Origin of the sequence: Burkholderia puraquae (assembly GCF_002099195.1) — a bacterium.
GTDB classification, from domain to species: Bacteria; Pseudomonadota; Gammaproteobacteria; order Burkholderiales; family Burkholderiaceae; genus Burkholderia; species Burkholderia puraquae.
The window spans coordinates 44,841-64,697 of record NZ_NBYX01000014.1 but is presented as its reverse complement, the minus strand read 5'-3'; the positions used below and the strand labels follow the sequence as shown (position 1 = coordinate 64,697).

At 66.4% G+C, this 19,857-nt stretch carries 14 protein-coding genes; 10 read left to right on the top strand and 4 right to left on the bottom strand.

The genetic code is table 11. From position 1 onward, the window contains the following. Window positions 1-471 precede the first annotated feature (471 nt). Window positions 472-1,203: a GNAT family N-acetyltransferase gene (locus B7G54_RS24690; protein WP_085041452.1), complete on the top strand. Its 732-nt coding sequence runs from the start codon at window positions 472-474 to the stop codon at window positions 1,201-1,203. Between the two features lie 21 nt (window positions 1,204-1,224). On the opposite strand, the gene B7G54_RS24685 is transcribed toward B7G54_RS24690, so the two are convergent. After that, a complete protein-coding gene (locus B7G54_RS24685) occupies window positions 1,225-1,623 on the bottom strand; it encodes a lysozyme inhibitor LprI family protein (RefSeq protein WP_085041451.1) in 399 nt (132 codons plus the stop codon). Between the two features lie 199 nt (window positions 1,624-1,822). On the opposite strand from B7G54_RS24685, the gene B7G54_RS24680 reads away from it, so the two are divergent. Continuing rightward, on the top strand, window positions 1,823-2,782 hold the full coding sequence (locus B7G54_RS24680; protein WP_085041450.1) for an LLM class oxidoreductase: 960 nt from the start codon (window positions 1,823-1,825) through the stop codon (window positions 2,780-2,782). Between the two features lie 297 nt (window positions 2,783-3,079). After that, on the top strand, window positions 3,080-5,548 hold the full coding sequence (locus B7G54_RS24675) for a mechanosensitive ion channel domain-containing protein (RefSeq protein ID WP_085041449.1): 2,469 nt from the start codon (window positions 3,080-3,082) through the stop codon (window positions 5,546-5,548). A gap of 27 nt (window positions 5,549-5,575) precedes the next feature. Here the strand turns inward: B7G54_RS24675 and B7G54_RS24670 are convergent, their stop codons facing one another. Next, entirely contained in the window at window positions 5,576-6,409 is an 834-nt protein-coding gene (locus B7G54_RS24670; protein WP_085041448.1) for a CerR family C-terminal domain-containing protein, read from the bottom strand. Window positions 6,410-6,501: 92 nt separating this feature from the next. On the opposite strand from B7G54_RS24670, the gene B7G54_RS24665 reads away from it, so the two are divergent. The 5 genes from B7G54_RS24665 to B7G54_RS24645 all read left to right on the top strand — a co-directional run bounded on the left by B7G54_RS24665 (window position 6,502) and on the right by B7G54_RS24645 (window position 13,258). Next, window positions 6,502-7,626, top strand: coding sequence for an HlyD family secretion protein (locus B7G54_RS24665; protein ID WP_085041447.1), 1,125 nt, complete (start codon window positions 6,502-6,504; stop codon window positions 7,624-7,626). Next, window positions 7,619-9,205 (top strand): MDR family MFS transporter, encoded by a 1,587-nt coding sequence (locus B7G54_RS24660; protein ID WP_085041446.1) that lies wholly within the window; start codon window positions 7,619-7,621, stop codon window positions 9,203-9,205. Before B7G54_RS24665 ends, B7G54_RS24660 begins: the two co-directional genes overlap by 8 nt. A gap of 13 nt (window positions 9,206-9,218) precedes the next feature. Next, on the top strand, window positions 9,219-10,706 hold the full coding sequence (locus tag B7G54_RS24655) for an efflux transporter outer membrane subunit (RefSeq protein ID WP_085041445.1): 1,488 nt from the start codon (window positions 9,219-9,221) through the stop codon (window positions 10,704-10,706). 327 nt (window positions 10,707-11,033) lie between these two features. Beyond that, entirely contained in the window at window positions 11,034-12,569 is a 1,536-nt protein-coding gene (locus B7G54_RS24650; RefSeq protein WP_085041444.1) for a catalase, read from the top strand. Between the two features lie 77 nt (window positions 12,570-12,646). Further along, window positions 12,647-13,258 carry an ankyrin repeat domain-containing protein gene (locus B7G54_RS24645; protein ID WP_085041443.1) on the top strand — a complete coding sequence of 204 codons (612 nt, stop codon included), beginning with the start codon at window positions 12,647-12,649 and terminating at the stop codon, window positions 13,256-13,258. A gap of 85 nt (window positions 13,259-13,343) precedes the next feature. On the opposite strand, the gene B7G54_RS24640 is transcribed toward B7G54_RS24645, so the two are convergent. Next, window positions 13,344-14,138 carry an APH(3')-II family aminoglycoside O-phosphotransferase gene (locus B7G54_RS24640; RefSeq protein WP_085041442.1) on the bottom strand — a complete coding sequence of 265 codons (795 nt, stop codon included), beginning with the start codon at window positions 14,136-14,138 and terminating at the stop codon, window positions 13,344-13,346. A 771-nt stretch (window positions 14,139-14,909) separates the two neighbouring features. Here B7G54_RS24640 and B7G54_RS24630 point away from each other — a divergent pair. Both B7G54_RS24630 and B7G54_RS24625 read left to right on the top strand, forming a co-directional pair. After that, window positions 14,910-16,742, top strand: a complete 1,833-nt coding sequence (locus B7G54_RS24630; protein ID WP_085041441.1) for a S53 family peptidase — start codon at window positions 14,910-14,912, stop codon at window positions 16,740-16,742. Window positions 16,743-17,195: 453 nt separating this feature from the next. Continuing rightward, the gene (locus tag B7G54_RS24625; RefSeq protein WP_085041440.1) at window positions 17,196-18,878 is read left to right on the top strand and encodes a DUF3300 domain-containing protein; all 1,683 of its coding nucleotides are present in this window, start codon (window positions 17,196-17,198) and stop codon (window positions 18,876-18,878) included. A 111-nt stretch (window positions 18,879-18,989) separates the two neighbouring features. On the opposite strand, the gene B7G54_RS24620 is transcribed toward B7G54_RS24625, so the two are convergent. Next, window positions 18,990-19,640 (bottom strand): pyridoxamine 5'-phosphate oxidase family protein, encoded by a 651-nt coding sequence (locus tag B7G54_RS24620; protein WP_085041439.1) that lies wholly within the window; start codon window positions 19,638-19,640, stop codon window positions 18,990-18,992. Window positions 19,641-19,857: the final 217 nt, after the last annotated feature.

Here is a 19,857-nt window from a genome sequence, read left to right as displayed (position 1 = left end):
GATCAACGGCGAAGCGAACACCCTGGCAGGTCGGCGATTCATGTTTGCAACACGACACGTTGCGATTCGGTCTGTTTTCATTCTCTTGTCCCCGTCTCCGATACGTCCGACCCACTGAAGCGATCGCCAAACCGACTGCGTCCGCAACCGCGCTCACGGCCCATACACATATGCAAGGAGCGCACCATGCTTCACGCCGCAAGGCCACGCGGGCCGATGCGGGGCGATCGATGCGAATCGTGCACCGGCAAAAAGCGCGAACGTTTCGAAACTGAAACGCCTTCCGGGCCGGCGACCGTGGCCGGGCGTGCTGTCACACCGCGCCGGCCCGGCCCGCGCCGACACCGCGGCGTCGCATCTGCGCGCGATCGCCTGTCGGCTTACAATCGCCCCACAGTGCCGCATCGCGGGCCGGCCCTGGCCTGCCTCGCCCGGCCCGCCGCCACCTGACCGGAGCCACCTGACCGACGCATGCCTGACGCACACGCCTGGCTGGATATCGACTACCGCACGCTGTTCCGGTTGCATCCGGATCGCCGGATCGAACGCGAGAACGATCCCGACTGCTCGCCCGGGCCGCGCTTCTGGCTCGGCAGATGCGCGGACGGCAACCTGGCGGGCGTACGCGCCGACGTGCCGCCCCCTGTCGCAGATGAACTGGCGCGCCTGGCCGCCAGCGAACCGCCGCTGGCGGACCGCATGCAGCCCGCACATCTCGAGCGCTATCTCACGTTGCTCGCCCCGGTTCCGCACTGGAACATCGGCCTCGTCTTCGCGCTGCCGCACGCACGCGGTTTCGACACCGATGCGCGCGTCGCGTTGATCGACGGCGACAGCGACGCAGGCCGGCATCTGCTGCATGCGCTGTCTACGCACGGAATGCCCGAAGGCCTGTTCTCGATGGGATTTCGGAGCGTCGCCGATCTGTGGGCACCGTGGTGCGCGGCCGTCGTCGACGGAGAAGTCGCATCGGTCGCGTTCGCCGCGCGGCTATCCGAGGTCGGCGCCGAACTCGGTCTCGCGACGGCCCCTGCATTTCGGGGGCGTGGCCTCGCGGCGGCGGTGACCGCAGCGTGGTCGCGGCTGCCGTCGCTTCAAACACGCACGCTGTTCTACAGCACAGACCGCGACAACCGCGCGTCACAACGCGTGGCATCGCGCCTTGGCCTCACGCTGCGCGGCACGACGCTGCGGGTGGCATAGCGCCGCGGCCGGCGCGACACCTCAACGAAAGGCTTCGATAACCTTGACGCGCCGCTCGGTTTCGTTGACGAAGCAACTGTCAACCTCCACGAGCCCGAGCGTGCCGCCCGCGTCGGGCTGCCGCGATTCGGCGCAGGTGGCATCCCGCACCTTGAGCCAGCGGCGCTCGTCGTTGCGCAACCTCGTCTTGCCCTGCGCATCCAGGCTCGCCATCTTCGTCTGGTAGACGGAATTCAACTGTTTGTCGGCCGCGTCGTATTTCAGCTGGAGGCAATTGCGGATGTCGGCCGTGTAGCCCGTTTGCTCGGCAGTCTTGCAGATCGCGGTGCGCGCTGCTTCGTCCGCAAGCGCGGCGGACGCAACGGCAAAGAGCATCACGCTCGCCGCCAGACCGATTACCCCGTGTCGATGCGCGTTCATTCGGGTTCGTTGGTTTCAATGACGGAAGGCACCGATTATGCCCGGCCCGCTGCCTGCATGGCCCGCGTTGCGTCGACGTCGACCGGTCGCGCTCGATCGGTCACCGCGCATGCCGTGCCGCGCAACCGGCGAGCAAACACGCTAGCATTCGGACACGCAACGTCGCGCGTTCGCATTGCACCGCTTCCAAGGATTCGACATGACCCTGCCCGCCCCTGCCCGCCTCGACGTCGCGCATCGCGTCTTTTCGGCCGGGCAGCTGTCGATCGGCCTCACGCTTCCGCTGCTTCGCACCGGCCATATCGTCGCCGACTTCGACGAGCAGCTCGAACTCGCGGCGCTGGCCGACACGCTCGGCTTTCGCGCGCTGTGGATTCGCGACGTGCCGCTGAACAGCGCCGACTACCCCGACCCGGTCGGTCACCTCGACCCGTGGGTGCTGCTCGGCGCACTGGCGTCACACACGCGCCGGATCGCGCTCGCCAGCGGCGCGATCGTGCTGCCGCTGCGTCATCCGCTGCATATCGCGAAAGGCGCGCTGTCGGTCGCGACGCTGTCGGGCGGACGCTTCATCCTCGGGCTCGGTTCCGGCGACCGGCCGCCCGAATACGCGGCGTTCGGCGTCGATGCGGAGACGCGGCGCGACCGGTACCGCGCGCACTGGGACGTCGTCGCGGCCGCGCTCGGCGCGCCATCGCGCGTGCTACCCGACGAAACGCCGCCCGATGCGCCCGAATTCATGCTGCTGCCGCGCGGCGCCGACGCGGTGCCGATGCTGGCAGTCGGCTCGGGCGGGCAAAGCGTCGACTGGATCGCGCGTCACTCGATCGGCTGGATGACGTACCACCGCGATCCGGACACGCAGCGCGCACGCTATTCGATGTGGCGCGCGGCGGTCGACCGGCTCGCGTCGCCCGCCTTTCGCGCGTTCGGTGTGTCGATGCGGCTCGACCTCGTCGCGGCTCCCGATGCGCCGGCCGCCGCATTGCCGCTCGGCTATGCAACCGGACGCCGCGCATTGATCGACATCCTGCAGGACATGCGCGCGGCGGGCACGCATCACGTCACGCTGAATCCGGGCTCGGACCGGCCCGTGCGCGAAGTCATCGAAGAAATCGCGGAACACGTCCTGCCGGTTTTTCACGACGGGCGAGCGTGATTCAGCAGGATTCCAGATTATTTCGATGCGGTGCAGCACGTGCGTTGCCCGCCGTTGTCGACGAGCAGCCGTTACAAATCCCTTACATTCCGGTGATTGGGACACCCCCGCCGGTCTGGCTGCCTGCAGTCCGCGTCAGGCACATGACCGCGCAGGCGCGCCGCAAACGCCCGCGCCGCGTCGTGTATGCCCGATTCGAATAATCGTCGATGGAACTATTCGGTTCCGCTCGCGATCATGTTAACTTCCGTCCATCGTTCAGCCTGGCGGGCCGATGCGCGCCCGCATGCCTACTCCATGCGACATTTCCTCCTCGGCTGGCTGCTTGCCGCCGTCGTCTCGGCCGCCCACGCGGCCGCTCCCGCCCCGGCCGCCGCGTCGGCCGCTTCCGGCACCGTGCCCGCGCTGACGCCGCAACAGGCGCAGCAGGCACTCAATGTGCTCGAAAATCCGCGCGATCGCGCGCAGGTCGAAACGACGCTGCGTGCGATCGCGGCCGTCGGCGTGCTTGCCGCGCCCGCAGTCGCGGCAAGCGATGCGGCTGCGGCCAGCGGCGCGTCGGCGGCGGCGGCCCCGGCCGCGCTCACGTCGAACGGGCTCGCGTCGATGCTCGTCCGGCAGGGGGCGCGCTGGACCACCGAAATCGGCGGGGCGCTGAAGGAATCGCTGCACTCGCTGCTCGATGTCGGCTCGGTCGGAAGCTGGTGGCATGACCGGCTGGTGCGCGCCGACGCGCGCGCGGATCTTGCGCATGCGCTCTGGATCATCATCGCCGTGCTCGTGCCCGCACTCCTCGTCGAATGGTTCGCGAAGCGGCTGTTGCGACGCGCGCTGGCTGCGGTGGCCGCACGGCGCGCCGACACGTCACGCCGCACCGCGCCCGACGCCGTCACGCCCGACGACGACGACGCGCCGCCGGACACCCCCGCCACACCCGGCGCCCCCGACGCCGCGCCCGCATCGTCGCAAGGCCACGGCCATGCGCGCCGCCACACCACGCTGCTGCACCGGATGCCTCGCGCGCTCGTCAGCCTCGCGCTGCGTGCCGTGCCGCTGCTCGTGTTCGTCGGCGTCGCCAGCCTGACAATGTCGGTGATCGGCGATACGGGCACCCCGATCGAATCCGCGCTCGAAGCGCTGATCGACATCTACGTGATCTGCCGGCTCGTCACGATCGTCAGCCGGCTGTTCTTCCAGCCCGATGCGCGGCAATTGCGGTTGCTGCATATCAGCGACACGTGGGCCGACTTCGCGCAACGCTCGATCGCGCGGATCGTGATCGTGGTCGGCGCGTGCACGGCTACTGTCGAGATCGCCGCGAACTTCGGCCTCAGCGACGCCGGTCACGTCGCACTGCTGAAAGCCGTCGCGCTCGTCGCGCACCTGATGGTCTCGACGCTGATCCTGCAGTGCCGCCAGCCGGTCGCCGCGCGGATCCGCGCGGCCGGCGACGGCCGCCCTTCCTTCGCGATGGTCGCCAACGCGCTTGCGGACGCATGGGCGCCCGTCTCGGTATTCATCGTGATGGCGCTGTGGTTCGTGTGGGCGCTCGACGTCCACAACGGCTATCGCGTGCTGATCACGCTCGGCGGCCGCTCGATCGCCGTGATGATCGGCATGCGGATGGTGTCGATCGTCGTGTTCGGCGCGCTGGCGCGGCTGTTCCAGGGCCGCGACGAAGACCGCACGCTCGTCCATCTGCACGCGTACCGCTACTACCCGCTGCTGCGCCAGATCGTGTCGGTTGCGATCGGCATCGTGACCGTCGTGCTGCTGCTGCAGATCTGGGGCGTGCCGATCTTCCGCGCGTTCGAAACCGGCACGATCGGCCATCGGCTCGCGTCGGCGCTGGTGACCATCGCGATTGCGGCCATCGTCGCGCTCATCGTGTGGGAAGCCGCGAACATCGCGATCGAGCGCCGGCTGCAGCGATGGACGCGCGAAGGCAATCTCGTGCGCGCGGCGCGGCTGCGTACGCTGCTGCCGATGCTGCGCTCGCTGCTGTTCGTGATGATCGCGCTCGTCGTCGTGCTGACGGGGCTCAGCCAGCTCGGCGTGAACGTCGGCCCGCTGCTTGCCGGCGCCAGCATCTTCGGTGTCGCGCTCGGCTTCGGCTCGCAGAAGCTCGTGCAGGATTTCATTACCGGGATCTTCCTGCTGATGGAAAACGCGATGCAGGTCGGCGACTGGGTCACGCTCGCCGGCGTGTCGGGCACGGTCGAGTACCTGTCGATCCGCACCGTGCGACTGCGTGCCGGCGACGGGTCGCTGTACACGATCCCGTTCAGCTCGGTGACGACCGTCAACAACACGAATCGCGGGCTCGGCAACGCGGCCGTCAAGATCGGCATTGCCTACGGCGAGGATATCGACCGCGCGATCGCGACGCTGAAGGAGATCGGCGCGGCGTTGCGCGACGATCCGAAGTACCGCGACGGCATCCTGTCGGACTTCAGCTACTGGGGTATCGATCAGGTCGACGGCGCGACGCTCGCGCTGGCCGGACAGATGCAATGCACGGACTCGACACGCTGGAGCGTGCAGCGTGAATTCAACCGGCGGATCGCGGAAACGTTCCGCGAACGCGGCATCCGGATCGCCAATCCGCAGCGCAGCGTCGTCGCGTACGCGGACGGATCGCAGCCTGCCGTCAATGGCGAGAACGGCAGCAACGGCGACAACAGTGCCAACAGTGCCAACGGCCATGCCGCCCAACCGACGGCCCGGCCGCCGTTGCCCGCGGAACCGGCGCGCAAGCCGGGTTGACCGGCCGCGACTGACGGCGCGCCGCGTTCAACGCGCGGCCGGCTTGCTCACGCGCCGCGCGCTTTTCGCGGCCGGCTTCGACGCCCCCGCCTTCGCCGTGCCTTTCGCCGCGGCGCCCTGCCTCCGCTTCGAGCCGGCTTTCGAACCGGCAGCCAATGCGTCGCGCTGCGCGTGCCATTGCTCGAGCAGCACACGCGTCTGGTCGGCGATCGTATCGATCAGGAGTGCCGCACGCTCGTCTTCGAATGCATCCCATTCGAGCAACTGAAGCGCCGATCGCTGCGCGATGTGGAACACGGTGAGCTGCCCGAACAGGCTCAGCGCGCGCAGCCGCGTGACAGGATCGTTGGCCGGCCGCCCCGAGATGCGGCCGATCAGCTCGGCGCTCACGTCGTTGAGCGGCTTGCGCATGCGCTTCATCAGGATTTCGCTCGCGCTCGCCGGCTCCTGGCCGCCTTGCTCGCGCACGAAGAACATCCGCTGGTTCATCGTCTTCGGCGCCGTGAACATCCGGTCCGACAGCGCGCGCAGCAGCCCGACGAACGCGTCGATCAGCACGTCGACGTCCGCGTCCGCATCGAGCATCGCCCACGCATGGCCGACCGACGGTGCGAACACCTCCCAGCCGTGCTCCGCGATCGTCTCCACGCACGCGCGGTACACGCCCTCCTTGTTCTCGAAGTAGTACTGGAGCGCCGGTGCGTTCACGCCGGCCATCGCGGCGATCTCGCGTGTCGATGCCCCCGCGAACCCGCGTTCGCCGAACAGTTCGATCGCCGCCTCGATGATCCGCTGACGCGTTTCGTCGCCGCGGGCGTAGCCGCCCGCCGATGTACGGCGCAGCTTCTTCGCTTCGTTCATGCCTTCCTCGTCATTCGATCGATCGACATTCTACTTGACACAATTTTATCAACTGGAATAATTCTTCCACCCGGAATAAATTGGATGTCAGCATGTCGACCCTGCAAGACCCGCCACAGAAAGCAAATCGTCAGGAAACCGGAACAACGCCACGCAACGGAAACGTCGGATCGAAGCGACGCATCCTGCTCGTCGTCGCCGTGCTCGCTGCCATCGGCGGTAGCATCTGGCTCGGCCGATGGTGGACGAGCGGCCGCTTCATCGAAAGCACCAACGACGCGTACCTGCAGGCGGACAGCATGACCGCCGCGCCGAAGGTCGCCGGCTACGTGACCGACGTCTACGTGCGCGACAACCAGGCTGTGAAGGCCGGCGATCCGCTCGTGCGGCTCGACATCCGTCCATATCAGGTGGCGCTCGCGCAGTCGCGCGCGACCGTCGACGCCCGCCGCGCGGATATCGCCCGCGCCGAAGCCGACATCAGCCAGCAGCACGCGAATCTCGAGCAGGCCGACGCACAGGCGAAGGTGTCGCGAATCAATGCGCAGCACGCGAGCGACGAATACACGCGTTATGCGCCGCTCGCGGCGACCGGCGCCGAAACCCACGAACGCGTGGCCGACCTGAAGAGCACGCGCGACCAGGCGCTTGCGACGCTCGCCGCGAACAACGCGTCGATCGCCGCTGCGCACACGCAGATCGCGTCGTTTACCGCACAGCTCCAGCAGGCGCGCGCGCAGCTCGAGGCCGCGCAGGCCAGCGCCGCGCAATCGCAGCTCGACCTCGACAATACGGTCGTGCGCAGCACGCTCGACGGCCGCGTCGGCGATCGCACGGTGCGCGTCGGCCAGTACGTACAGCCCGGCACACGGCTGCTGACCGTCGTGCCCGTCGACGCGATCTACCTCGTCGCGAACTTCAAGGAAACGCAGATCGCCAACATGCGCATCGGCCAGCCCGTCGAACTGCACGTCGACGCGCTGCCGGACGGCGCGCTGTCCGGCGTCGTCGACAGCTTCGCACCCGGCACCGGCGCGCAGTTCGCGCTGCTGCCGCCCGAGAACGCGACCGGCAACTTCACGAAGATCGTCCAGCGCGTGCCGGTACGCATCCGCCTCGCCGCGAATGCACGCGCGCAGCACATGCTGGTGCCGGGGCTGTCGGTGACGGTCGACGTCGATACGCGTTCGGCCCGCGACGAGCAGCACCATGGCTGATACGCCCGCCACGACGCCCGCGCCGCCGCACGAGGGCCGCGCGAGCGTGACCGACTGGATCGCGGTCGCGGCCGGCGCGCTCGGCGCGCTGATGGCGACGCTCGACATCTCGATCACGAACTCCGCGCTGCCGCAGATCCAGGGAGAAATCGGCGCGACGGGCACCGAAGGCACGTGGATCTCGACCGGCTACCTGATGTCGGAAATCGTGATGATCCCGCTCGCCGCGTGGCTCACGCGCGTGTTCGGGCTGCGCAATTTCCTGCTGACGAACTCCGCACTGTTCATTGCGTTCTCGATGATGTGCGGCTGGTCGCACTCGCTGCCGATGATGATCGCCGGCCGGATCGGCCAGGGCTTCACCGGCGGCGCGCTGATCCCGACCGCGCAGACCATCATCCGCACGCGGCTGCCGCTGTCGCAGTTGCCGGTCGGGATGACGCTGTTCGGCCTGATCGTGCTGCTCGGGCCGCTGTTCGGCCCCGTGCTCGGCGGCTGGCTGGCGGAGAACGTGAACTGGAGCTGGTGCTTCTTCCTGAACCTGCCCGTGTGCCTGCTGCTGATGGCGCTGCTGGTGTTCGGGCTGCCGTCGGATCGCCCGCAATGGCGTTCGTTCTTCAACGCCGACTGGCTCGGGATCTTCGGCCTCGCGATCGGGCTGAGCTCGCTCACCGTCGTGCTCGAGGAAGGTCAGCGCGAACGCTGGTTCGAATCGCAGACGATCGTCACGCTGAGCGTCGTGTCGCTCGCCGGGATGATCCTGATCGCGTTGTCGCAGATCTTTGCGAAGCGGCCGATCATGCGGCTCTCACTGATGCGCAACCCGCGCTACGCGAGCGTGATCGTGATCGTGTCCGCGGTCGGTGCCGGGCTGTACGGCGTGTCCTACCTGCTGCCGCAGTTCCTCGCGATCGTCGCCGGCTACAACGCGGAACAGGCGGGTGCGATCATGCTGCTGTCGGGGCTGCCCGCCTTTCTCGTGATGCCGATCCTGCCGCGCCTGCTCGGCAAGGTCGATTTCCGCATCCTCGTGATCTCGGGGCTGCTGCTGTTCTGCCTGAGCTGCATGCTCGACATCAGCCTGACCGCGCAGAGCGTCGGCCACGACTTCGTCTGGTCGCAACTGATTCGCGGTGTCGCGCAGATGCTCGCGATGATGCCGCTCAACCAGGCATCGATGGCGGCCGTCGCGCGCGAAGACTCGGGCGATGCGGCCGGGCTCTACAACATGGCGCGCAATCTCGGCGGCTCGATCGGGCTCGCGATCATCGGCACCGTGATCGACCGGCGCACGACCTTCCATACGGCCGCGCTCCGCGAATCGGTGACGGCGAACTCGCTGATCGGGCAGGACCGGCTGTCGGCCTATGCGGCCAACTGGTTCGCGCACACCGGCGACCTCGCTTATTCGAACATGCGCGCGCTCGGACAGCTGGCGCAGCAGATCCAGATCCAGGCCGTCGTGATGACCTATTCCGAAACCTTCTATCTGCTGGGCCTGGCGTTGCTCGCCTGCGTGCCGCTCGCACTGCTGCTGAGAACGCCGCGCGGGCCGCAGCCGATGTCGTCCGGCCACTGAACCGTCTTACGCGATGAAACCCTTCTCCCTGCCCCGTCGCCCTGCGCTCACGCTGTGCGCCGCCGCGTGCCTGCTCGCCGGCTGCACGGTCGGCCCCGACTACCGCGGTGCGCCCGCCGCACCGGATGCGCCGACCTTCGTGCGCGCACCGGCCTCCGGCGTCGACGCCGCTGCGCCCGCGCCGAGCGCGTGGTGGCACGCGCTGAACGATCGCCAGCTCGACGACCTGATCACCGCCGCGCTGGTGTACAACCCCGATCTGCATGCTGCGCAGGCACGCTTGCGCGCATCGCGCGCGCAGCTCTCGCAACAGCGCGCGGCGCAGCTGCCGAAATCGTCGGCCACCGTCGCCGCCATCCGCATGCGCGAGCCGGACGTCAGCGCGCTCGGCTCGCTGCTGCCGCCGAACGGCTCGAACCAGTCGGGCGGTGCCTCGCCGTCGCTGGGCGGCTCGGGCCCGCTGCAGCTCTATTCCGCAGGCTTCGACGCAACCTGGGAAATCGACCTGTTCGGCGGCACGCGGCGCGCGGTCGAAGCGGCGTCCGCGCAAGCGGAGGCGGTCGACGCCGATCTCGCCGATACGCAGGTGTCGATCGCGGCCGAAGTCGCGAACGCGTACGTCGACCTGCGCGACCGCCAGCAGCGGCTTGCGCTGTCGCGACGCACCGCCGAGTTGCAGCAACAGATGCTCGAACTCACGCAGCAGCGTCGCGCGCGTGGCATCTCGGCCGACGTGGATATCGAACGCCTGACCACGCAGGTCGAAACCACGCGTGCGTCGCTGATCCCGCTCGACGCGCAGGTGACGGAGTCGCTCGACCGGCTCGCGATCCTGACGGGCCGCCCGCCGGGTGCGCTCGACACGGCGCTGTCGACACCGGACGCGCCGCTGCCGACGCTACCCGGCAGCGTCGCGGTCGGCGATCCGGCTGCGCTGCTCAAGCAACGCCCCGATATTCGTGCGGCCGAGCGCCGGCTTGCGTCGAGCAATGCGCAGATCGGCGAGCATGTCGCCGACTATTTCCCGAAGGTGACGCTGCTCGGCGATCTCGGCTTCAGCGCGTCGGATCCCGGCCATCTGTTCCGCAAGCAGAACTTCACGTGGGTCGGCGCGCCGTATCTGCAATGGAACATCCTCGACTTCGGGCGCACGCGCGGTGCGGTGCGTGCGGCCGAAGCATCGCGCGACGAAGCGGAAGCGAACTATCAGAAGGCAGTGCTCGCTGCATTGCAGGATGCCAACACGGCATTGCAGCGCTACGGGCACCAGCGCGAACACGTCGTTGCGCTCACCAAGGTGCAGACGTCGGCCGTGCATTCCCGGTCGCTGATGGACGAGCGCTATCGCGCGGGCGTCGCATCGATGATCGACCTGCTCGATACGCAACGCGAAGCGCTGTCCGCGCAGCAGAACGTGATCGCCGGGCAGGCCGAACTGATCAAGGACTACGTGTCACTGCAGAAGAGCCTCGGGCTCGGGTGGCAGGCCGGCGAGGGTTGAAATCCAGTTGATCGGCGCCGCATGGCCGGGTCTGGCGAGGCCGCCGCGGCGCCGACACTTGAAATGCAGATCGCAAAAACCGCGCAAGGCATCGCACGTTCAATCGTCGGTGTTCGACACCCGCGGATCGTTTCGCGATGCGCGACGCAACAACCCATTGCGCTCGCAACACTATTCAGCATCGGCGCCGATCACATCCGGACTCGCACCGCATCGATGCCGGCCCTATCGGAAACATATCCAATATCAATTGGCCAATCGTCTGACGATCTCTTCTAATTCAGTCGGCTTCCCCACCACCGATCGGATTCAAGGAGTTCCATCGTCATGTCCTCATCCTCCCGTCGCGTGCTGACACACGCAGTCGCCGCGATCTGCGTTGCACTTTCCGCCTCTCCCCATGCCGCCGAACTCACTCGAGACACGGGCGCCCCCGTCGGCGACAACGAGAATTCGCAGACGGCCGGCCCTGCCGGCCCCGTGCTCCTGCAAGACTCCGCACTCATCGAGAAACTGCAGCGCTTCGATCGCGAGCGCATTCCGGAACGCGTCGTGCATGCACGCGGCACCGGCGCATTCGGCGAGTTCGTGCCGACCGCCGACATCTCGAACCTGACGAAAGCGAAGGTCTTCACGCCGGGCACGCGCACGCCGGTGTTCGTGCGCTTCTCGACCGTGATGGGCTATCGCGGCTCGCCCGAACAGGCGCGCGATCCGCGCGGCTTCGCGGTGAAGTTCTATACGCAACAGGGCAACTGGGACATGGTCGGCATCAACTGGCCCGTGTTCTTCATTCGCGACGGCATCAAGTTCCCCGACTTCGTTCACGCGAACAAGCCGAGCGCCGTAACCGGCGTGCAGGATCCGAACCTCGCATTCGACTTCTTCGCGAACACGCCCGAAGCGACCAACATGTTGACGATGCTGTACACGAATGCGGGCATGCCCGATTCGTATCGTCACATGGACGGCTTCGCGGTGCATGCGTTCAAGTTCGTCAATGCGCACGGCGACGTGCACTACGTGAAGTTCCACTGGAAAAGCCAGCAAGGCATACACGGCCTGCGTCCGCAAGATATCGACGCATCGATCGGGCGCGACTGGAACATGATGACGAACGACCTGTACGGTGCGCTGAAGCAAGGCGACTTCCCGAAGTGGGATCTGTACGTGCAGGTGCTCACGCCGCAGGACCTGAACCGGTTCGATTTCGATGCGCTGGACGATACGAAGGTATGGACCGGCGTCCCCGAGCGCAAGATCGGCACGATGACGCTGAACCGCGTGCCCGACAACTACTTCCAGTCGACCGAGGAATCGGCGTTCGCGCCGTCGCGACTCGTGCCGGGCATCGAGCCGTCCGAAGACCGGATGCTGCAGGATCGCCTGTTCGCCTACGCCGACACGCAGATGTACCGGCTCGGCGCGAACTACATGGACCTGCCGATCAACCGGCCCGCCGTGCCGGTGGTCAACAACAACCAGGACGGCAAGATGAACGCCGGCGACCGCAAGGGCGAGGTGAACTACGAACCGTCGACGCTGCATGAACTCGCGCCGGATCCGCAATACAAGTCCGTACGCATGACGCTCGGCGGAACGACGCAGCAGGAAGCAATCCACAAGAAGCTGCGGTTCCGTCAGGCGGGCGAGTACTACCGCAGCCTGTCGCAGCAGGACAGGGACGACCTGATCACCGCGCTGTCCGGCGATCTCGGCAAGGTGACGAACGCGCACAACCAGTACGCGATGCTGTCGTACTTCTACAAGGCCGATGCCGATTACGGCACGCGTCTCGCGCAGGCCGTTCACGCCGACGTCGGGCAAGTGCAATCGCTCGCGGCAAAGCTGAGCGAGAACTGATCCCGCGACTCCGGTCGCTGTCGACGTGCGGGGTCGCGCCGCGCACGTCGACCCTACACAACCATCAGGACATCCCCATGCAATCCGAACGCCTGACGCGCGCGATCCGCTCGACCGCAACGGCCCTGGCGCTGGCCACGCTCGCCGGTTGCGCGCACCTTCCCGACCGGCCGGCGTATTCGCGGGCCGATCCTGCCGCGCTGCGCCGCTACGACGGCGACTGGTTCGACGCCGCCCGCGTCGGACGCGTCGACATCCTGCGTGCATTGCACGACGCCGGCTATCCCGTCGATGCCACCGACAGCCACGGCTTTACGGCCGTGATACTCGCGTCCTACGACGGCCAGCCGGCCGCGCTCGACTACCTGCTGTCGGCCGGCGCAAACGCATGCGCCGGCGACCGTCACGGCAACACGGCGCTGATGGGTGCGCTCTTCAGGAACGAACCCGACATCGCGCGGCGCCTGATCGACACGCATTGCCCGATCGACCAGACGAACGGCGCCGGGGAGACCGCGCTGGGATTCGCCACGCTGTTCAATCGATTCGAGCTGATCCCGCTCCTCGTCGCGCATGGCGCGAATCCGAACCATGTCGATCGCCGCGGCCAGTCGCTGCTGCAGCTCGCGCAGTCGCACGACAACGCGGACGCTGTGGATGCGCTGCGGCATGCAGGTGCGCGACAGTAGAAGGGCAGGAATCCTGCTGAGTTCCGGTAACCCGGAGGACAAGGAAGCAATCTCCTGCGCCGCCCGCGAAATCCCGCGCGCGGACTCAGAAAAACTCGTCGAGCAGCCGATAGAAGGCGATCCGCTCCTGATCGGGCTGCTCGATTCCGTACCGGGCGAAGAAAGGTGCGACCCATTCATCGCCGAGATCCACTTCGATATCGCGCGCCGCCAGCGCCAGATCCTGATAGCGATCGGCCACGCCGAGGCGCCCGCAATCGATGAAGCCCGAGAAGCGGCCGTCTTCGACCATGAAGTTGGGCAGGCACGCGTCACCGTGCGTGACGACCCTGCCCTCGATCAACGGCCGGCTCGCCTGAAGCCTGGCGAACAGTTCGTCGAGCGATACACCCGTATTCGCGTCATCGAGGTTGTCCGCGTCGACGAGCCCCGCGCTCATCCGAGCGCACGCGCGCTCGATGCGAGACGCAGCGCCGTGATCGAACGGGCAGGTTGCCGGATCGAGCCGATGCAGTGCACGCAGCGCGTCGGCGATGATCGCCACCTTTGCCGCCGGCCCGAGCCGAGCGACTTCGAGATTTTCGCCGCGCACGGCACTCAGCAGCATCCACTCGCGTCCCGCCGCCGATGCCACGTCGAGCACCCGCGCGCCCGGCAAGCCCGTCGTCGCCAGCCAGCGCAGTCGCGCCGCCTCGTCGCTCAGTTCGGCCAGCGGCCCAGCCGGTTCGATCTTGACGAACCGTCGCGTTCCATCGCGCGCATCGAGCCGGAACACCAACGCATCCGACTGCCCGTCCGTCTGTCGCATCCATCGGCAATCTGCCAGTGCGGCCTTCCAGGCTGCCGGCATTTCGATGCAAAGCTTGTCGTTATCGATCACGTCAGGTTCGGTCCTCGTTGACCCGGCCGGCATGCGAAATGTCGGACACCTTGAGACTTCGTGCTCCGCTTCCTGCCAACCGCGGACTCGACTTTTTCCGGCGCGCCCCGGCGATTCGAGTCACGCCTCGAACACGATCGGCCAATTGCGCCAATTACACGTCGAATCAGAAACGATCGGCAGATCGAATTCAGCATTACTTTCTTTGCCGGCCTCGAATATTACAAAATACTGCCAATATTTTCAAAAACATTGCACTTATTCGCTTTAATTTAGTTTCATATAATCAAAAAAAGTTTGACACCTCGCTTTCGTTCTTGATACCGTCCGATGCAAGCAATCTGACGAATTGTTCACCACGCAATCGCTCCGCTCTACGTTTTTTCGCTTCCGCCGCACCGCAGTGCTCGCCGCCGGCTGTATCGTTCGCGCGCCGGCGCATGCAACATCCCGATGCATCTCATTGGACGACTGCCATCCGGCAGCGGGCCGAAGGATCGAATCAAATGAGCAGGACAACGAAACTGTTGCTCTAGCAATCCCGCCCGCGCCATGTCCGGCGCGGTTGCGTCGTACCTCGGCGCAGCCTTCCCGTTACCGCGTTTTCCGTATTTCGCCCCCGGAGAAAAACACCGTTCCGGATCGGGCGAAGGGCCCTGTCGCGCCTGTGCCATCCGCACGCGTGCGACAGAAATCGGCGGTGCACGACCCGCACCGCTGTCGACCGTTGTTGTTCGTGCCGTTCGATGTTCAACCGGAGGGGTAATTCAAATGAATCAGGTTGCAGACAAGAATCAAAAGCACCATCGCTTCGTCAAGCTCGCATTCGCCGCAGCAGCAGCCGCGTCGTTCGGCATGGCGACCGTCCACGCCGCGCCTGCGGCCGGCTGGACGGAAACGCGCACCAAGGGCTTCCTGCCGCTCGTGCAGCAGAGCGAAGCCGGTACGGCCGGCGCGCCTGCCGCGAGCACGGCCGCCGCCGCTGCGGCAGCCGTCGAGATGGCGCCGGGCGAATCGGTGGATATCGTGCTCGGATTGAACCTGCGCAACGAAGCACAACTCGACCAATACCTGCACGACCTGCATACGCCTGGTTCCCCGCACTACCGGCAGTTCCTCACGCCGGCGCAGTTCGCGGCGCAATATGCGCCGACCGACCAGCAGGTCGCCTCGGTCGTTGCGCATCTGCGCAAGGAAGGCTTCGTGAACATCGTGGTCGCGCCGAACCGCCTGCTGGTATCCGCGTCCGGCACCGCGGCAACCATCAAGTCCGCGTTCCGCACGACGCTCAAGCGCTTCTCGCGCAACGGTCGCAGCGTCTATGCGAATACCGACGCCGCGCAAGTGCCGAACGCGATCGGCGGCATCGTGGGCGCGGTGCTGGGCCTGCAGAACGTCGAGCTGATGCACACGGGCGCGGGCAGCCAGCCGCAAGGCAACACCAGCAACCTGACGATTCCGGCCGGCGCATCGGCGGTGCCGCACAACCCGACCGAGTTCTCGTCGATCTATGGCGGCGACGGCACGCCAACGGCCTCGCAGACCACGGTCGGCATCATCTCCGAAGGCGACCTGTCGCAGACGGTAAGCGACCTCAATACGTTCGCCGCAAACAACAGCCTCGGCACGATCAGCAGCAGCATCGTGAAGACGGGCCCGTCCGGCAGTTCTTACACCGACACCGACGGCACCGTCGAATGGAACCTCGACAGCCAGTCGATCGTCGGCGCGGCCGGCGGCAGCGTGAAGCAGGTCGTGTTCTACGTCGCACCGTCGATGACGCTCACCGCGATCACCGCCGCGTACAACAAGGCCGTGACCGACAACGTCGCGAAGGTGATCAACGTGTCGCTTGGCGTGTGCGAATCGTCCGCGAACAGCACCGGCTCGCAGGCAACCGACGACACCATCTTCAAGCAGGCAATCGCGCAAGGGCAGACCTTCTCGGTATCCGCCGGCGACCATGGTGCGTACGAATGCGCGAGCGGCACGCCGTCGCGCTCGACCTACACGGTGAGCGAGCCGGCAACGTCGCCATACGTGATCGCCGTCGGCGGCACGACGCTGTTCACCAATACGTCGACTCACGCGTACAACAGCGAGATCGTCTGGAACGACCCGAGCTGGCAGCCGGGCACCGTGTGGTCGACGGGCGGCGGGTACAGCAAGTACGAAGCCGCGCCGTCGTGGCAATCGTCGAGCCTCACCGGATCGACCAAGCGCGCGCTGCCTGACGTCGGCTTCGACGCGGACCTGCGCACCGGCGCGATTCTCGTCGTGAACGGCCAGACGTCCGACACGCTGTGGGGCTCGGGCTACCTGAACAACGAAGGCGGCACGAGCCTCGCCGCGCCGATCTTCACGGGCATCTGGGCGCGGCTGCAGTCCGCGAACAACAATGCGCTCGGGTTCCCCGCGTCGAGCATCTACAAGTACTTCCCGAGCAACGCGGCCCTGCTGCACGACGTTACGTCCGGCAACAACGGCAGCGGCACCTACGGCTACAAGGCAAAGGCCGGCTGGGACGCGACGACGGGCTTCGGCAGCGTGAACATCTCGAAGCTGAACACGTTCATCCAGAGCACGCCGGATTTTGCACGCTGATGGATCGATGAACCGCCCCGGTTCCGCGTGCGCACCGCAGCGCACGCACCGAACCGGACGAGATCGATCAAACCACCCGCGGGGCTTTGCAGCCTTCGCGGGTTTTTTTACGTTCCGCGTCATCTCGCGGCGCGGCATCCGGCGCGACGATGCCCTCGCCGACCTTTCAATCGTTGCGCAAGCAACTTTCATATCCATTACCCGGGCGGCGCCAGCCCGCTTACGGGCCGCAAGGTACACACACTGTTACACAACACCCAGACAACTTCCGCGTGTGTCGCGCGTTTAACTGGATATATCGATTCGTCGCAAGACAACCACCATGCGATCGCGACCTTGCCGCCTGCCCCGGCCGTTGCCCCCGGAGCATGCGCTGACGGTCGCGGCACAGTGCTCAAGCCGGTCGCGCCGCCCGCGTGCCTGCCAACGCCGACACAACACCGAACGAACAACATGAACAACACACGTGCACACCGCCCCGTCAGAACGCTGATCGCGTCGTCCCTCATCGTGTCGCTGCTCGGCCTCTCGGCTTGCAACAAGAACAGCGACAGCAGCGCCGCTACGCCGGCCAGCGACGCGAGCACGGCCGCCGCGGCACAACCCGCGTCGACGCCTGTCGCGTACACGCCGCCGACCGCTGACCAGCTCTACCAGATGGTCGCGCCGATCGCACTGTTCCCCGACAAGCTCGTCGCGCTGGTACTGGCGGGTGCAACGTACCCGGACCAGATTACGGCCGCCAATAACTGGGGCGCGCAGAATCCGTCGTTGAAGGGACAGGCACTCGCAACCGCCGCCGATACGCAACCGTGGGACCCGTCCGTCAAGGCATTGACCGCGTTCCCCGCGGTGCTGTCGCAGATGGCGTCGAACCCTGCCTGGACCACGTCGCTCGGCCAGGCGTACTACAACGATCCGACCGACGTGATGAACGCGATCCAGGTGATGCGCCAGCGCGCGCAGACGTCCGGCCATCTCCGCACGGGCGGCCAGATGCGGGTCACGCAAGTCGCGCAGGCCGCACCGACCGGCTATACGCCGGCCACCGATGCGCCCGTGGTCTACGCCGGGCCGGCGATCGTGCCGCCGCCCGCGCAGGCCATCGAGATCGAATCCGCACAGCCCGACGTCGTCTATGTCCCGTCGTACAACCCGACGGTCGTCTACGGCGAGCCGGTTTCGCCCTACCCCGGCTACGTGTATCGGCCGCCTTCATACAGCACGGGTGAAGTCGTTGCCGCCGGCGTGATCACGTTCGGCGTCGGTATCGCCGTCGGCGCCGCGATCTTCGGGCACCACGACTGGGGCTGGCATGCATGGGGCATGAACTGGGGCGCGCCGCGTCCGGAAGGCCCCGGCTGGAACGGCGGCTGGCAGCGCCCGGCCGTGGTGTACAACCACACCACGTATATGTCGAAGTCGACCACCGTGATCAACAACATCACCAACATCCGCAACACGCGCATCACGAACAACTACGGCGGCAACGTCACCAACAACACGACGATCGAACGCAACCCGATGCAGCCGGGTGCGGAACCGATGCGCGGGCAGGCCATGGAGCAACGCCCGGGCGCCGTGCCGATGACAATGCCGCACTTCGGCGCGAACGACGCACGTCCCGGCGCACGGCCGTCGCCCGACGCATTCGCGCAGAACCGTGCGAACGAATCACATGCCGAAGCGCCGGCGCAACATGCGCCCGGCGCGATGCGCGAGGAGCGGCAGCAGGCAATGCAGCAGGAACACGCCGCACAGGAACATCGCGCGGCCGCACAGCAACAGCAGCAACAACAACGCAACGAGGCTCAGCAGCAACGCGAAGCGATACAACAGCACAACGCAGCGCAGAAGCAACGCGAGGAAATGCAGCAGCACAACGCTGCGCAGCAGCAGCGCGAGGAGCTGCAGCAACACAACGCAGCGCAGCAAGAGCAGCGCGAAGCCATGCAACAACGCAACGAAGCTCAGCAGCAAGTGCACAAGGAGGCGCCGCCGCGCAACGAAGCGCAACCGCAGGAACACGCGGCACCGCAGCCGCGGCAACCGGCCCCCGAGCACGCGGCCGCACCGCATCCGCACCCTGCGGAGTCGCATCCGCCGCACGAGACGCGTGAACATCACGCCGAGTGAAACGTACGCCGTGACGGCAGCGCGGCATTCGCGCTGCCATGCAAACGCAGCACGACGCCAAATGCCGCACGCCGCCACTTTCCACAAAACCGCGCGGCCTTGCCGCGCAACTCACCCGGCCCAGTTCCGGACGTAGTCCGGCACCGGCACGTTGCCGTCGGCATGAACCGGCGCGCCGCGCGTCGTCTTCAGCGGCAGGATCCCCGTCCAGACGGCGAGCGCGAGATCTTCGTCCTTGTCGGACGGCATGGAATCGCTGACTTTCACGGCTGCTTCCTCAAGAGCAATCCGCAGCACGCTGGTCGCATTGATCTCCCTCTCGTTACCGGGCCGCGCGTCATGCTTGCGACCGGGTGCGATCTTGTCCATCAATGCATCCAGCGCTGCGAGCTTCTCCGCACTGCCCTCCACCATCTCGAACCGCCCGTAGATCACTGCGGATCGATAATTCATCGAATGATTGAAGGCCGACCTGGCCAACACGAGACCGTCCAGCAACGTAATCGCGACGGACGTCTGCGTGCCCGCCGACAACGCCTTGATCATCCGGCTGCCATTGGACCCGTGAATATAGAGGTCATCGCCCCGTCTCCAGTGCGCGGTCGGGATGCAGTGCGTGTCGTCGCCTGCCCGGAACGCGATGTGGCACACATAGGCGTCGTCCACGATGCGATGAAGCATCGTGCGATCGCGATTCGCCAGTTCCGGCAGGCGGCGAATGGTGGTGCGGGATGTGGGAGAGATGACGGTCTGGTCTTTCATGTTTCGTTTTCCTGTTCGCGCGCCCTGGCGCATATCGTGCGGCCCGCGTTCCGGAAAGACGCAGACATTCACTCCAAATAATATTTGCACTCCGAAGTTAATCGATTCGGACACGTGCTGCTTCCACACCCGAGCAACCGGTCGATCGATCCATCGACAGTCGCTCGCCAAATCGATCAAAATACGCGCATTCCGCTATCGGTGACGATCACCGGAA

Bases quoted from the DNA above. Each gene is read 5' to 3' on its own strand.
- B7G54_RS24690 (WP_085041452.1), top strand. From the start codon at position 472: ATGCCTGACGCACACGCCTGGCTGGATATCGACTACCGCACGCTGTTC.
- B7G54_RS24670 (WP_085041448.1), bottom strand. From the start codon at position 6,409: ATGAACGAAGCGAAGAAGCTGCGCCGTACATCGGCGGGCGGCTACGCC.
- B7G54_RS24665 (WP_085041447.1), top strand. From the start codon at position 6,502: ATGTCGACCCTGCAAGACCCGCCACAGAAAGCAAATCGTCAGGAAACC.
- B7G54_RS24620 (WP_085041439.1), bottom strand. From the start codon at position 19,640: ATGAAAGACCAGACCGTCATCTCTCCCACATCCCGCACCACCATTCGC.
- B7G54_RS24660 (WP_085041446.1), top strand. From the start codon at position 7,619: ATGGCTGATACGCCCGCCACGACGCCCGCGCCGCCGCACGAGGGCCGC.
- B7G54_RS24680 (WP_085041450.1), top strand. From the start codon at position 1,823: ATGACCCTGCCCGCCCCTGCCCGCCTCGACGTCGCGCATCGCGTCTTT.
- B7G54_RS24685 (WP_085041451.1), bottom strand. From the start codon at position 1,623: ATGAACGCGCATCGACACGGGGTAATCGGTCTGGCGGCGAGCGTGATG.
- B7G54_RS24650 (WP_085041444.1), top strand. From the start codon at position 11,034: ATGTCCTCATCCTCCCGTCGCGTGCTGACACACGCAGTCGCCGCGATC.
- B7G54_RS24655 (WP_085041445.1), top strand. From the start codon at position 9,219: ATGAAACCCTTCTCCCTGCCCCGTCGCCCTGCGCTCACGCTGTGCGCC.
- B7G54_RS24630 (WP_085041441.1), top strand. From the start codon at position 14,910: ATGAATCAGGTTGCAGACAAGAATCAAAAGCACCATCGCTTCGTCAAG.
- B7G54_RS24625 (WP_085041440.1), top strand. From the start codon at position 17,196: ATGAACAACACACGTGCACACCGCCCCGTCAGAACGCTGATCGCGTCG.
- B7G54_RS24645 (WP_085041443.1), top strand. From the start codon at position 12,647: ATGCAATCCGAACGCCTGACGCGCGCGATCCGCTCGACCGCAACGGCC.
- B7G54_RS24675 (WP_085041449.1), top strand. From the start codon at position 3,080: ATGCGACATTTCCTCCTCGGCTGGCTGCTTGCCGCCGTCGTCTCGGCC.